This window comes from Novosphingobium sp. 11B (genome assembly GCF_054589055.1).
Map to the genome: position 1 here is coordinate 23,048 of NZ_BAAILP010000156.1, position 13,828 is coordinate 36,875.

Annotated in this window: 11 protein-coding genes; 4 read left to right on the forward strand and 7 right to left on the reverse strand. The window is 64.9% G+C overall.

Features of this window, described 5'->3' with window-relative positions:
- Positions 1–256 precede the first annotated feature (256 nt).
- The gene (locus ACYPYD_RS14425; RefSeq protein WP_459663812.1) at positions 257–1,252 is read left to right on the forward strand and encodes an enoyl-CoA hydratase/isomerase family protein; all 996 of its coding nucleotides are present in this window, start codon (positions 257–259) and stop codon (positions 1,250–1,252) included.
- Here the strand turns inward: ACYPYD_RS14425 and ACYPYD_RS14430 are convergent.
- From ACYPYD_RS14430 to ACYPYD_RS14450, 5 genes are all read right to left on the reverse strand, one after another.
- Entirely contained in the window at positions 1,187–2,614 is a 1,428-nt protein-coding gene (locus ACYPYD_RS14430; protein WP_459663814.1) for an amidohydrolase family protein, read from the reverse strand. The two genes, ACYPYD_RS14425 and ACYPYD_RS14430, sit on opposite strands and share 66 nt — an antisense overlap.
- Positions 2,608–3,807 carry a CoA transferase gene (locus tag ACYPYD_RS14435; protein WP_459663816.1) on the reverse strand — a complete coding sequence of 400 codons (1,200 nt, stop codon included), beginning with the start codon at positions 3,805–3,807 and terminating at the stop codon, positions 2,608–2,610. The genes ACYPYD_RS14430 and ACYPYD_RS14435 overlap by 7 nt, the downstream gene beginning before the upstream one ends.
- Positions 3,797–5,296, reverse strand: a complete 1,500-nt coding sequence (locus tag ACYPYD_RS14440) for a class I adenylate-forming enzyme family protein (protein WP_036524525.1) — start codon at positions 5,294–5,296, stop codon at positions 3,797–3,799. Before ACYPYD_RS14440 ends, ACYPYD_RS14435 begins: the two co-directional genes overlap by 11 nt.
- A 24-nt stretch (positions 5,297–5,320) precedes the next feature.
- Positions 5,321–5,611 (reverse strand): hypothetical protein, encoded by a 291-nt coding sequence (locus ACYPYD_RS14445; protein ID WP_459663818.1) that lies wholly within the window; start codon positions 5,609–5,611, stop codon positions 5,321–5,323.
- 139 nt (positions 5,612–5,750) lie between these two features.
- Positions 5,751–6,980 carry a CaiB/BaiF CoA transferase family protein gene (locus tag ACYPYD_RS14450; RefSeq protein ID WP_459663821.1) on the reverse strand — a complete coding sequence of 410 codons (1,230 nt, stop codon included), beginning with the start codon at positions 6,978–6,980 and terminating at the stop codon, positions 5,751–5,753.
- 323 nt (positions 6,981–7,303) lie between these two features.
- Between ACYPYD_RS14450 and ACYPYD_RS14455 the strand changes: the two genes are divergently transcribed.
- Positions 7,304–7,615: a hypothetical protein gene (locus ACYPYD_RS14455; RefSeq protein WP_008833359.1), complete on the forward strand. Its 312-nt coding sequence runs from the start codon at positions 7,304–7,306 to the stop codon at positions 7,613–7,615.
- A 204-nt stretch (positions 7,616–7,819) separates the two neighbouring features.
- Here ACYPYD_RS14455 and ACYPYD_RS14460 read toward each other — a convergent pair whose 3' ends face one another.
- On the reverse strand, positions 7,820–8,380 hold the full coding sequence (locus ACYPYD_RS14460) for a MarR family winged helix-turn-helix transcriptional regulator (RefSeq protein ID WP_459663824.1): 561 nt from the start codon (positions 8,378–8,380) through the stop codon (positions 7,820–7,822).
- On the reverse strand, positions 8,332–9,585 hold the full coding sequence (locus tag ACYPYD_RS14465; protein ID WP_036524530.1) for an acetyl-CoA C-acetyltransferase: 1,254 nt from the start codon (positions 9,583–9,585) through the stop codon (positions 8,332–8,334). Before ACYPYD_RS14465 ends, ACYPYD_RS14460 begins: the two co-directional genes overlap by 49 nt.
- 239 nt (positions 9,586–9,824) lie before the next feature.
- On the opposite strand from ACYPYD_RS14465, the gene ACYPYD_RS14470 reads away from it, so the two are divergent.
- Complete coding sequence (locus ACYPYD_RS14470) at positions 9,825–11,492, forward strand: MFS transporter (protein WP_036524533.1); 1,668 nt, start codon at positions 9,825–9,827, stop codon at positions 11,490–11,492.
- Positions 11,493–11,599: 107 nt separating this feature from the next.
- Positions 11,600–13,813 carry a TonB-dependent receptor gene (locus tag ACYPYD_RS14475; RefSeq protein ID WP_459663826.1) on the forward strand — a complete coding sequence of 738 codons (2,214 nt, stop codon included), beginning with the start codon at positions 11,600–11,602 and terminating at the stop codon, positions 13,811–13,813.
- Positions 13,814–13,828: the final 15 nt, after the last annotated feature.

Below are 13,828 nucleotides of genomic sequence, written 5' to 3' on the forward strand. Positions count from 1 at the left end.
TTGATGAACTCGATCGTTAGCGCCGAGTACTGCCTCAATCCCCGAGTCGTTTCCGAGATAACTGAGTCATTCTCGTTTTTTGCTGACTTTGGTTAGCATCAACAGAGGTGTTCATCAATAGAAGTTTTTGTATACGAATGTCGAACATGTGGCAGATGGCGCAATCCGTCGGTCGAGCCTGTTTCCGAACGCTGCGGGCTGCGAGATGATACAGGCCCGCGATCGGGAGGGATGGTCAATGCCGCCGGAGCGGTCCATGCCGGTACGAGAACACCGGGAATCACTCAGGGACCATATGAAAAGTGTCGGAATTGGCGACCTGACGGGTTCTAGGTCGAGGTTTGCCTCGAGCCGGCCGGATTGGGGCGGGCCGATTTCTTTCATCGATGGCGATAGCGCACCGAATAAGGCGGACGGACGAGATCCGCCGCCATGGCCGGTGGTGGGAATTGGGGCGCACCACGAGGGCGGTTCGGAAAAGTTGGATACTTTTGTCGAAGATGGTTTCGATCCTTTTCAAATCCGGAAAGCCGTAGAGGCTTGCCCGATCGCTGCGGCGACGCTTGTTCAACTGCTGCGGTTGCTGCCGTCGCTGGGTTTGAAGGATGGGCTCGTTGCCGAGTCGCTGGCTTATGCGGCGCTTCAGGGTAGCAACGAACATCGCACGTGGCTGGCCCGGCGCGCACCACCGGACGCAAAGCGCGGGCCAGGCGCCGTCCGTCTTGTGCGGGAAGGGGATACGGTGATCGCGACTCTCGATCGTGCCGGAGCGGGCAATGCGATCGATCGATCGATGCGCGATGCCCTGTCGGAAGCCTTTGCGCTGGTGAACCTCGATCCCACGATTACCTCGATCACGCTGCGCGGGGAGGGGCGCTGCTTCAGCGTCGGTGCGGACATCGGGGAGTTCGGGACGACGCTGGACCCGGCGACGGCACATGCGATCCGCCGCCGGACGCTGCCCGCCAATCAGGCGGTGCTGTGCGCCGACCGCTTCGTCGCCGAGATCGATGGCGCCTGCGTGGGGGCGGGACTCGAACTTGCCGCCTTCGCGGGGCGCGTCACGGCAACGCGCCGATCATGGTTTCAATTGCCGGAACTGGCGATGGGGATCATTCCGGGCGCGGGAGGCTGCGTCTCGCTGACCCGCCGGATCGGGCGCCATCGCACGGCGCTTCTGGTGCTGTCAGGCCGCCGCCTCAGCGCGAAGAAGGCGCTCGAATGGGGGCTTGTCGATGCGCTGGTGGATTAGTTTTCCGCCCGCGATCACGAGGCGTACGTCGTTCTTGTCGAAGCGGGCCCGAACTTCGGCCCAGGGGCGGTCGAGCAGGCAAAGGTCGGCCGTGGCACCGATCGCGATCCGGCGCTGGCGTGAAAAATCCGCCGGGTCCGCGAGATAGAGCGCCAGTGCGTCTTCGGGTGTGAGCGCTTCGTTCGGTCCGATGACCGCACCGCCGGGCGTGCGGCGGCTTATGGCGGCGGCAATGGATTTCCACGGATCCGCAGAGCCGTAAGGGGCATCGCTCCCGCCGGCGAGCGGCATGCCTGCCGCCTTCAGGCTGCGCAACCGGTAGAGATCGACGTGATGCCTGGGATCGACGTCGGCCAGATAGCGGTCGCCGCGCTCGGCAATGAAGTGGGGCTGGACGCACGCCGACAGGCGGAGGCCGTGCATGCGCGCCACCAGATCGGGAGAGGCGACGGAGACATGCTCGATCCGGTCGCCGGGCGCGCTCCCGTCGGCTTCGAGCAGGGCGAGCGTGAACACCAGTTCAACTTCGGTGACGCAGTGCACGGCCAGGGCACGGCCTTGTGCGCGCCCGGCCCGGATCAGGCTCAGTGCCGCATCGAAGTCGGGCAGGGCGTTTTCGTGGAGATGCAGCTTGAGCGGGCCAAGGGTGCAGTGCGGTGGAAATTTCTCGGACAGTGCCAGACTTCCGGCGAGCGTCGGTGCTTGGAGCAGTCGCGCCTCAGCGCGTTGCTGCGCGAAATTCTGCGCCACGACAGCGTCGTTGCGCGGCGACATGTCCGTCACGCCGGTGATGCCGAAGCGGGCAAGCTGGCTGCTGGTTTCCGCGAAATCGGGGAGCGTGCCGCCGAGCGTGCGGCTGAGCCACGCGTCTTCGTCGAACAGGCGCCCGGTGAAACGCCCGGCTTCGCGTTCAAGCCCCGGTGGCGGATCGGCAAGGGCAAGCAGTGCTTCCAGGGCGCGAGAATTGAGAAGCCACATTCGCCCGGTGCGATGCTGCATACGCACCGGGCGATCCGGAACCATGCGGTCCAGCATCGCGGCATCGGGCAAGGTGCCGCCAAGGATGCTTTCGTGGAAATCGACGGCGCGCAGCCATCCGGTGCCCGGTATCTCAAGGGCCTGCGCCAACTGAGCGGGGCTCAGAACGCTGGGCGGTCCACAGGACACCGAGGCTTGCTGCGCGGCGAGCGCGGCGAGGTGGATGTGATGATCGTGCAGTCCCGGAAGCAGCAATCCGCCGCGCGCATCGATGACCTGCTCTCGGGGGCGGGGGGACAGGTTTCCGATCGAGGCGATGCGTTGCCCTTCGATCCTGACGTCACCGTGGGACAGGCCCCAGATTTCTGCTTTGCGGATCAGCATGGCGCCAGCGCGCCGAGATAGCGCGCGGTATCGGCTCCGATCGGGCGCACGGCCGCCTTGAGGGGGCGTGTGCCCACGATCGGGAAAAGATGGCCGACAGCTTGTCCCCAACCGCGCAGTTCGGCGTCGATCATCGCGCGATTATGCGCGCGTTCCTCGGCGAGCGCCATCGCGCAGATGGCGCTCATCGACAGGCCGATGCGCTGCGCGACGCCGCTTTCATACGCGGCAAGCCCTTCGCGTGCGGCGACGATGCCGGTGAGCGGATCGGCCACGGCGTCCGCCACGTAGCCGATGCCGCCCCCCGCTTCGGCCATCGCGCGGGTGAGGCCGCCCGCGACGCCGCAGTCGTTGCCGATGCCGACCCAGTCGGCGGCCTCCCCGCTTGCTCCGTGCCCGGTGATCGACAGCCAGACCAGCCCCGGCGTTTGGCGGATCAGTGTCTCGGCGTCGATGCCGAGGTGGCGCAATGCGCGGGGCCGCGAGGATTCGATCACGATGTCCGCGCGCCGGATCAGCGCGACGAGCGCGGCCTTCTGTGCATCGTCGGCGAAATCGACAAGGATGCTCGCCTTGCCCTGGTTGATCCGGTCGAAGGTCGCCGGATCGTCGCGGCGGATCAGGTCGGGCCGGGTGAGGCTTTCGACTTTCACGACTTCCATGCCGGCCTGCCAGAACAGGTGGCCCGCCAGTGGCCCGGCCCATATCGCGGAAAGATCGACGACCAGCGCTTGGTGCAGGGCTGCCCTTTTCCGGTTTTCTCCGCGCAGCATTGCCTCGACGGCGGGAGAGGCGGGGACCTCGTCGATGCGAGCGACGGGTAGCCCCAGCGTGCGCCCGGTCTCGACGAGATCCCTGACGTCATGGCGCAGCACGGCTGCAGCAATCGCGTTCCAGTCGCGCGTGTCGATCGTGTCGTCACCGAAAAGCGCGGGCAGCAGTTCGCGGTCCACGTCGCGGATCAAAGTGAGCGCGAACCAGTTGCCGTCCCGCGTGGGCATCAGCCGACTGCCGCCGAGCCCGGCTGAGGTCGTGCCGCTGATCATATAGCCGCCACCGGCGGCGCGCTCTCCCATCAGGGTAGCGCCAGCGAGGCGCGGCAGGCCATGGGCTTCGGCCATCGCCTGCAACTGCCGGTCGGCCCACCGCGCCAGAGGGATCTCCGGGCCTTGCGTGATGTGCTCAGCCGGCAAGGACTTCCTTGACCTTGCGGCGAAGCAGCTTGCCCATTTCGTTGTACGGAAGCTCCGCGACGAAGGCGATCTTCTCCGGCACGCGCGAGGACCGCAGGCGCAAGCGGACAAGGTCCTTCAATTCGGTCTCCTCAGGGGCATCGAAACCATCGCGCGTGACGACGGCGACGCCGACCGCCTCGCCCCACTCGACCGAAGGGATCGCACAGGCGCAAGCGTCGGCGACGGCGGGATGAGTGAGCAGCACGTCCTCAATCTCGCCGGGCGACATGTTCTCACCCCCGCGCACGATCACGTCGTCGGCGCGGCCGGAGAGGAACAGGTAGCCGTCCTCGTCCATGTAGCCGGCGTCTCGGGTGGGGAACCAGCCTTGCGCGTCGAGCGCACTCTTTTCCTTGTACTCGCCGGAAACCTGCTCGCCGCGCACGTAGATTTCGCCGGGCTCACCCAGAGGCAGGACTTCACCGTTCTCACCGCGGATCTCGATTTCGACTGTCGGGATCGGCTTTCCGAGCGAGGTCAGGCGGGCGCGAACCTTCGGATCATCGGACGCCAGCGCCTCGCGATGGTCGTCGGGGCCGAGCAGGGCGACGGTGGAACTGGTTTCGGTAAGGCCGTAGGCATTTGTGAAGCCCGCCGCCGGGAAACGCTCAAGCGCCTTGTGTATGACCTCGAGCGGCATCTTGCCGCCGCCATAGGCGATGGCACGCAGCGATGCGGTTCGGGCAGCGGTGCCGCTCTCCATGGCATCGACGATGCGTGCCAGCATGGTCGGCACGACGAAGGCATTGGTGATCGCCTCCGCCTCGACGAGCGCCAGCCAGCCTTCGGGCGAGAAGGCGGGCAGCATGACGATCTTGCGCTGGGCATAGATCGAGGACAGCAGCGCCGAGATGCCCGCGATATGATAGGGCGGCACGACCACCAGCGCGGCATCGGCCTCGCCGGCACTGGCGAATTCGACCGTGCCCAGAATATAGCCGAGCAGGTTCGAGTGGCGCAGGATCGCCGCCTTGGGCGCGGCCGTGGTGCCGCTGGTGAAGAGCTGGATCGCGATGCCTTCACCGGGATCGTATTCGCGCGCGTCGTCCGCCGGGACCGTCTCCTGCGCCTTGAGGGTGAATTCTTCGCGCGAAAAGATCGTGTGGCCCTGTCCGTCTGCGATGCGCGTCACGCGCTCCTCGTCGCCGATGACGAGCGCGGGGGCGATGCGGCCCAGCAATGCGGCGAGGTCGGCGTCGGGAAGGCGATAGTTGAGCGGGCAGTACGGTACGCCGGCCAGCGCCGCACCGAACACTGCGATCACCGCCGCCTCGCTGCTCTCGTCGAGGAGGGCGACATATTCCGCGCCGCTGTCCTGGATGATCGAGAAGGCGCCGCGTGCTGCGGCGAGAAGGTCGCCGTAAGTCCAGCGCTTGCCATCGCAGACGAGGCCGACGCGGTCGGGCGCGGCCTCGGCCGCCATTTCGAGAAGGAGGGCAATGTTCATGGGCGCGTGCCAGCTATCTTAGTGTCAGTCCGAGGCGGGAAGCGGCTTGGCGTCCTTGACGACGAGCGCCTGCCCATCGACAGAGAGCGAGCCCTTGCCGGGCTTCACGCAAAGCAGTTCGTAGTCGCCGTCGGTATCGACGTAGCGCTTGCCCATCAGCGTACCGGCCGAGAAGTCGGCGGCGAGGGGGGCGGCATCGGCAGGCTTGGCCTCGCCCATCGATGCACCGCCGCATTCGATCTGCCCGTCGGCGGCGCGGATCACCATCACCTCCGTATCGCAGGCGGCGCTCTTCAGGCGGGTTCCAGGCTTCATTTCGGCTTCCTTGTCCTCGTGTGTGCGTCTTGTCTCGACGGGCGCTTGGTGCGCCGGCGGCACGGTTTCATCTTACGCCCTCGTCCGTGCAGCGTTCAAGGCGCCGCAAGGTCGAGTGCCTGTGCAGGTCGAAAAGCGTTCAGGCGATCGCGCCCTTGGCCTTCCACTCCTCGATCTTGTCCCACTCGACGCCCATTTCCATGAGCACGATCTCGGTGTGCTCGGAGGCTTGCGGCGACCGGGTGGTCTCCACGGCCTCACCGTTCCACTGGACCGGGCCGCGCACGAGCTTGAGCGGGGCGCCGCCGTCGGCGCCCTCAACCTCGACGATCATGTCGTTGGCAAGTGCTTGCTCGTCGGTCAGCAACTCGTGGAAGCTCTGGATCGGCGCCCACTGACCGGAGAAGGTCTTGAGGTGCTGGCGCCAGTATTCGAAGGGTTGGGAAGCGAAGGCTTTCATCAGGATGTCGCTGGCCGCCCCGGCATTCTCGAAAAGCGCGCGCGGTTCAGAGAAGCGGGGGTCATCGGCGGCTTCCGGTACGCCGAGATGCTCGAACATGCTGCGGATGTGACCGGTCGGCGAGATCGTGCAGAGGTTGATCGTGCCGTTATCGCTGGTCTGATAGTTGCCCATGAACGGATTGCGCGCCGCGCCGCCCGAGCCCGGCATCGGATTGCGCGTGAGTACGCCGGTCTCCGCGACTTGCGCGATCACCGCGCCCGACGCCCAGGCGGCGGCGCTCAGTAGCGAAACGTCGAGTTCGACGGCCTCGCCGGTCTTCTCGCGGTGGAACAGCGCGGCGGAGATTCCGCCCGCGATGAACATGCCGCCGATGGAATCGCCAAAGGCCGGGATGCCCTGCGAGATCGGGCCGGGCAGTTCCTCCGGGGTCATCGAATAGGCTATGCCGCTGCGTGACCAGAAGCAGGTGCCGTCGAAACCGCCTACCTCGCGCTCAGGCCCCTTGTTACCCAGCGCCGAGCCGCGGGCGTAGATGATGTTCGGATTGACCGCGCGGATATGCTCGACATCGAACTTGTTCTTCTGGCGCACCTGCGGAAGGTAGTTGGTCAGGAACACGTCGCAATGCTTCGCCAGTTCGTAGAGCACTTCCTGACCCTCAGGCGTGGAGAGGTCGATGCCGACGCTGCGCTTGCCGCGATTGGGGTGCTCGAACAACGTATGGCGAAGCGGGTCGAGCGTGACGCCGCCCATGTTGAGGAAGCCGCGCTGGGTGTCGCCGCGCACGGGATGCTCGATCTTGATGACGTCGGCGCCCCAATCCGCGAGGACGCCGCCCGCTGCAGGCGTGAAGGTGAACTGTGCCACTTCGAGGACGCGCACGCCCTGCATGACCTTTGTAGACATCTGCTGCCAATCCCCGTGATCTTCTGTGCGGCGCCCGGTTTTCTGCCGTTTGCACTTGTCGGTCCGGTGTGCGCGCAAAGGCAGGAGGGATCAACCGGGTGGCCCATCGTGCGGACGATCATGCCTGCAGATGCCTGCTTTTCCATCGTTTCTCGACCTGTGGGAGGGCAATGCGCAGGCGAATGTCGCGGAGGCGATAATGTTGCCGAAAGCGCTCTGAAAGATGCAAATTTCGCAATTGACCGGGTGTTCAAAAAATACTAACCCAGCTTAGTAAGTGAATAAATCCGACCGTTCAGGTTCGCAGTTTTCGGAGAAACGCCATGAAGAAGTTCGCCACGCTCGTCGCTGTCGCCGCCATCGCTTCGGTCCCGGCCGTCGCTTTCGCCGAGACCACCCAGGTCCGTGAAGCCACCGAGGAAGCCGCTGCCGGTGCCGTATCGCTCAACGCCGGCAAGATGCTCTATGCCGCCGACGGCTACCGCATTGCACCCATCTATCGCGTCACTGCCGAGGGCAATCCGCAGGTCATCCTCAACGGTCGTCTCGTGACCGTTCCGGCCTCGAGCCTCAGCGACAACAGTGGCAAGGTCACGACTTCCATGTCGAAGAAGGAACTTGCTGCCGCGAAGTAAGTTTTCCCGATACTCTCAAGAAGAAGAGGGCGGCGCCTGGTGGCGTCGCCCTCTTTTTTGTGGCGTTGGAGGATAAGCCCACCTCGCTGCGGTTAAGTTCGCCTGCAGCTCACCAAGCCTCGCGGCCCTTCTGCATGCGGGAGGGCGAAACACGATGCTCTCTTCCCTACTGCTTGCAGGAGGGGCATGGGTGGGCAAAAGCGCTTATCCCCGGCTGACGTTATCGTAGATGCGCGTCATGAAATCGAGAAGGGTGTTCACCTCGTCCTCGGAAAAGCCGGCGAACATCTTGAGTTCGCTTTCGGTCGCGATGGCGCCCAGCTTGTCGAGGAGAGGCCGAGCCTGCTCGGTCAGGTAGACGGCGCGGGCTCGCCGATCGTCGCGGCGGTCGCGGCGCTCCAGCAAGCCCTCTGCACAGAGGCGGTCGATCAGGCGGCCGGCGGAAGCCTCCGACATTTCGAGATATTCCGCGACGGTCCGCTGCGTGGACCCTGGATAGCGCGCGACGATCGCGATCATCGCCCATTGCGAGCGGGTCACGTTGAGGGCGGCCACCTTGCGATCGAAATTATTGCGCTGCAGCCGCGCCACGATGGTCATGCGCAAGCCAACCTGCCGTGTCGGGGTCTCGTCGCGCATGTTGAACGGGTTGCTGATCGTTCCCACCGGTTTTTCGTCGGCTTCAGTCGCCACCAGATGCTCCTTGTGCTGCGCCGTCAGACGCGTTCGATGATCATGGCAGGGGCCATGCCGCCCGCCGCGCACATCGTGATAAGACCATAACGCCCGCCGGTGCGCTCGAGTTCATCGAGAGCGGTGCCGATCAGCATGGCGCCGGTGCCGCCGATCGGGTGGCCGAGCGCCATCGACCCGCCATTGGGATTGACCTTGGCGCGGTCGAGGTCAAGGTCGCGGATGAACTTCTCGACGACCACGGCGAAGGCCTCGTTCACTTCGAAGACGTCGATGTCCTCCACGCCGAGGCCCGCCTTGGCGAGTACCTTGCGTGCTGCGGGCACCGGGCCGTTGAGCATGAGGGTAGGACAGTCGCCCGTCTCGGCCATGGCGACTATGCGCGCGCGCGGCTTGAGCCCGTGCGCCTCGGCATAGTCCTTCGAGGCCAGCAGGATCGCCGAAGCGCCGTCGACGACGCCCGAGGAGATGCCGACGTGATGGATCGGCTTGATCTCAACGTCCGGGTAGACCTGGTTGATGAGTTCACCGTAAGTCTTGCCGCCGGAGGCCGAGGGCATGTTCAGGAACATCTCGAAGGCGGGCTTGAGCTGCGCAAGGCTTTCGGCGGTGGTTTCCGGGCGCGGATACTCCTCGTGGTCCAGGATGACGTTGCCCTCATCGTCCTTCACGACGATGGTGGACTTGTCGAAGCGACCCTCGGCGATGGCTACCGCGGCGCGGCGCTGGCTCTCCACGCCGAGCGCTTCGAGTTCCTGGCGGGAGATGCCTTCCATAGCGGCGATGGCGTCGGCGCAGACGCCCTGATTGGATTGCGGGTGCTTTGCCTGTAGGCGCGGATTGCCTGCACCCATGCCGGCGCTGCCGACGCCCGCCTCGCGCATCTTCGCGCCGTACATGCCGGCGTAGGAGAGCATGTCCATGCCGCCTGCGACCATGAGCTCCGCCATGCCCGACTTGATCATAGCGGCCGACAGGCTCGTGGCGGTGAGGCTCGATCCGCAGAAGCGGTTGAGGGTCACGCCGCCTGCCTTCACGTCGTAGCCTGCGTCGAGCGCCGCCATGCGTCCGATGTCGCCGGCCTGCAGCCCCATTGCCGCCGAGACGCCCCAGATCACGTCGTCGACGTCGGCGGTGTCGAGATCATTGCGGTCCTTCAGCGCAGCGAGAACCGTTGCCGAGAGATGTTCGGGATGCATCTGCGACAGCGCCCCCTTGCCCATCTTTCCGAGCCCGCGCGGGGTGCGCACGGCGTCGATGATGTAGGCCTCGGTCAAGACAGGTCTCCTCGTATTTCTTTCGCGCAGCAAAGCGCGGTTTCCTGCGTGATGCGGGCGCTTTGCGGCTTTGGCAATCTGGGGTGCGGGCGCTATCGCCGCGGCGATTGCTGACTATAGTTAGTATGTCGGAATCGTGTTCGCTTGCGTCAATGGATCGTCTTCGCGATGGGCAGGTTGACGCTTGCGCCGGTGCGTTCAAGATCGGCGCACAGATATAACGACAGGGGACAGCAGCGATGGCGACGGCGCAGGAAGAGGAGGCAGGCGGGGCCTTCGCACCGCTTCGCGAACGCACGTTCCGCAATATCTGGACGGCCAGTCTCTTCTCCAACTTCGGCCAGCTCTTCCTCGGCGTCGGTGCGCAATGGGAGATGACGCGGCTCAGCAATTCACCCAGCATGGTTGCGCTCGTGCAGACGGCGATGATGATCCCGCTGATGCTGGTGACCCTGCCCGCAGGCGCCATCGCCGACATGTTCGACCGTCGCCGGATTGCCATGACCGGCCTGACGTTCAGTGCGGTGAGTGCGGCAATCCTGGCGGCAGTGACGTTCCTTGGGCTGACGACGCCCTGGCTGCTACTGGCTTTCTGCGTACTGACCGGGGCAGGCGTGGCGCTGTTCTCGCCGTCGTGGCAGGCCTCCATCCCTGAGCAGGTCTCGCGCACGCATCTGCCTGCCGCGGTGGCGCTGGGAACGATCAGCTACAACGTCGCGCGCAGCTTCGGGCCTGCGTTGGGCGGAGTGATCGTGGTGCTTTACGGTGTGAAGGTCGTGTTCGGCATGACCTCGCTGCTCTACCTGCCGCTGCTCACGGCGTTCTTCTTCTGGCGACGCAGGCACGTGCCTTCCCGGTTGCCGCCGGAGCGGATCGACCGCGCGATCCTGACCGGTGCGCGCTACGCGCTGCATGCTCCGGCGGTGCGTACCGCGCTGCTGCGGGTGCTCGGCTTCGGGCTGTCGACGGCGACGGCCTCTGCGCTTGCGCCGCTGATTGCAAAGGATCTTCTCCAGGGCAATGCAGCGACTTTCGGCATCCTGCTTGGCGCACAAGGCGTCGGTGCAGTGGGGGGAGCGCTGTTCGTGAGCCAAATTCGGGCGATGGTCTCGACCGAGTGGGCGATAAGGCTGTTCGCGATCGCCAGCGGAGTTGCCCTCGTCGCGATAGGGTTCAGTCACTCGCTGGTGCTGACCTGCCTTGCCTTTCTCGTCGTCGGGGCGGGCAACATCCTTACCGTCGCCATGCTCAACGTGACGGTCCAGCTTTCCGCGCCGCGTTGGGTCACGGCGCGGGCACTTTCGCTGTTCTCCTCCGCGATCACGGCCGGGATCGGCATCGGCGCATGGGGCTGGGGAGTGGTCGCCGCCCGCCATGACGTCGCCTTCGCGCTGGTCGCATCGGGCCTCGCTGTTGCTGCCACGGCGCTGCTGGGCATGGTCCTTCCGATCCGCGAGGAGCCCGAGGCCGACATGGATTCGGTCGAGATCGGTCACGAACCTTCGGCCACTCTGCCGCTCACCCTGCGCTCCGGCCCGCTGGTCGTCGAGGTCGAGTACGACGTCGATCCCGAACTCGCCCGCGAATTCTACGAGGTCATGATGACCATGCAGAGGGTGCGCAAGCGCATCGGCGGCTTCGACTGGACCATCGCGCGCGACATCGAGAACCCGGCATTATGGACAGAGCGATACCACTGTCCGACCTGGGGCGACTACCTGCGCATGCGCGGGCGCTACACCCAGGCCGATTACGCTATTCAGGCCCAGGCAGACGGCTTCAACCGTAGTAACAATGGCCGCCGTGTGCGCCGCCGTCTCGAGCGCCCTTTCGGCTCCGTGCGGTGGAAGGCGGAGTCCTATGATCCACGCCAGGAAACGATCGGCTACATCACCCCGGGTACCTGAAGCCCCCCAAATCTGCCGCTGCGATATCTGGGCGAAGGTCCGGCCGATCACTGGAACACGTAACAGCCTCGTGTAGCCTCGCGTCAAAAGCAGATGGGAGGGATATCGTGAAGACAGCAGGGACTTTCGCGTCCATATTCGCATTAGCAGTGGTGGCGCCGGTTTCGGTGCACGCGCAGGAGGCACAGAATGCCGCCGCAGCGGACGAGGGCGTGATCATCGTCACCGCGCAGCGCCGTGCCGAAGCGCAAGTGGACGTGCCGATCTCGATCACCAACCTGTCTAGCGATGCGCTCAAGACCGCCAGCGTGCAGCAACTGGCGGACATCGGCAAGGTTACCCCGGCGCTGCGCTTCGACTTCGCGGGCGGGTTCTTCCAGCCCACCATTCGCGGCATCGGCACGGCGGTGACGACTTCGGGCGGGGGCGGCAATGTCGGCATCTACATCGACGGGTTCTACTCGCCCAACCCGCTGGCGGCCGACTTCGATCTCATCAGCGTGAACTCGATCCAGGTGCTGAAAGGGCCGCAAGGCACGCTGTTCGGCCGCAACACCACCGGCGGCGCGATCCTCGTCACCACTCGCGAGCCGTCCACTTCGGGCAATGCTTTCGAAGGTCGCGTGACTTACGGCCGCTACAACGAGGCCAAGGCCGAAGCCTTCACCAACTACGTCATTTCCGACCGTGTGGCACTGAGCCTAGAGGGCCAGTATCGCCGCGGTAACGGTTGGCAGCGCGACATCTCCAATGATGATCGGCGCGTGGGCGACTACGAGAACTGGTCGTTCCGTCTCGGCCTCAAGGCGGAACTGACCGACACGGTGGACGTCCTGCTGCGCTACAAGCACGGCCAGGTGGACGATCCCTCGACCATGCTGGCGTCCAGCCTCGACACCTCAGATTTCGGGCTCGGTGCGCCGTTCGGTGGAGTGCCGGGGACTTACACCACGGCGAAGAACCGCATCGCCAGCGGTTCGGTGCCGGAAGTCTTCCGCTCTAATACCGACGTAGTGCAAGGCACGATCCGCGCCGATCTCGGCTTCGCGGACCTGACCTCCTACAGTCAGTACCGCAGCGAAAACTCGTTCATGTCGCAGGACCTCGACTATTCCGGATTGGACCTGTTCCAGCTTGGTCTGCCCAACCTCAACGAGACCTGGAGCCAGGAACTGCTGCTCACCTCCAAGGCGGGGCCAAAGCTGCAGTGGACGGCGGGTTTGTTCTACTTCCAGAACACCGACACCTATATCACCTACATCAACAACGGCGGAAACGCGCCTGACCAGCGTATCCGGCTCGGCGGATCGAGCACCACGGTCAGGAGCTACGCCGCGTTCCTCGACGCCACTTACGAGATCACGCCGCAGCTTTTCCTGACCGCGGGCGCGCGCTATTCGATCGATAAGATCGTCGATGCCTACTGGAACCAGCAGTTCCTGCTGACCGAGATGCCGGTGCCGAACATCTCGAACAACAAGCTGACCCCGCGCGTGGTGCTGCGCTACAAGCCGACCGACAGGACGAGTATCTACGCCTCGTTCACGAAGGGCTACAAGGCGGCGATCTCGGACGTCGGCGGCTCGTGCCAGATCCCCGACACGAACTACACCTGCAACCGCGTGCAGCCAGAGGACATCAACGCCTACGAAGTGGGCTTCAAGTACGAGGACCGCGGCCTCTCGTTCGAGGCGGCGGGGTTCTACTACGATTACAAGAACCTGCAGGTGTCGATCTACCGCACCGGCACGGCGGAGATCATCAACGCCGCGACCTCGGAAATCTACGGGTTGGAGGGTGCGCTGCACTACCAGGTCACGCCCGCTTTCCAGATCAACGCTGGCGCGTCCTACGTCCATGCGCGCTACAAGCGGTTCAACAACGCGCCGGTCTACGTGCGCTGTTCTGAACTGGGCGAGGAAACCGCTGCGACTTGCGCCGCCAACGGGATCACCTTCGTCGTCGTTCCCACTACGCTGGAAGACGTGACGATGCAGCGCACGCCCGAATTCACCGGCTTCGTCGGCGCGCGCTACGAGACGGACCTGGCCGGCGGGGAACTCGCGTTGTCGGGCAACCTGTTCTACTCGTCGAGCTTCTTCTTCGGTCCCTCGGGCGTGCAGTTCAAGCAAGGGGGCTATGAGACCCTGGCCCTGCGCGCGCAGTGGAATGCGCCGGACGACAAGTTCCACGTCGCGGTCTTCGGGGACAACGTCACCAACAGCCGCTACCTCACGCAGGCGCAGTATTCGAGCTTCGGCATCGGCGCGAACTGGAGCAAGCCGGTGACTTACGGCGTGGAATTCGGAGTGAAGTTCTGACTTCGAGCCGTCCCC

Coding starts and splice junctions, on each gene's coding strand:
- ACYPYD_RS14425 (WP_459663812.1), top strand. CDS start 257: ATGCCGGTACGAGAACACCGGGAATCACTCAGGGACCATATGAAAAGT.
- ACYPYD_RS14430 (WP_459663814.1), bottom strand. CDS start 2,614: ATGCTGATCCGCAAAGCAGAAATCTGGGGCCTGTCCCACGGTGACGTC.
- ACYPYD_RS14440 (WP_036524525.1), bottom strand. CDS start 5,296: ATGAACATTGCCCTCCTTCTCGAAATGGCGGCCGAGGCCGCGCCCGAC.
- ACYPYD_RS14445 (WP_459663818.1), bottom strand. CDS start 5,611: ATGAAGCCTGGAACCCGCCTGAAGAGCGCCGCCTGCGATACGGAGGTG.
- ACYPYD_RS14450 (WP_459663821.1), bottom strand. CDS start 6,980: ATGTCTACAAAGGTCATGCAGGGCGTGCGCGTCCTCGAAGTGGCACAG.
- ACYPYD_RS14455 (WP_008833359.1), top strand. CDS start 7,304: ATGAAGAAGTTCGCCACGCTCGTCGCTGTCGCCGCCATCGCTTCGGTC.
- ACYPYD_RS14470 (WP_036524533.1), top strand. CDS start 9,825: ATGGCGACGGCGCAGGAAGAGGAGGCAGGCGGGGCCTTCGCACCGCTT.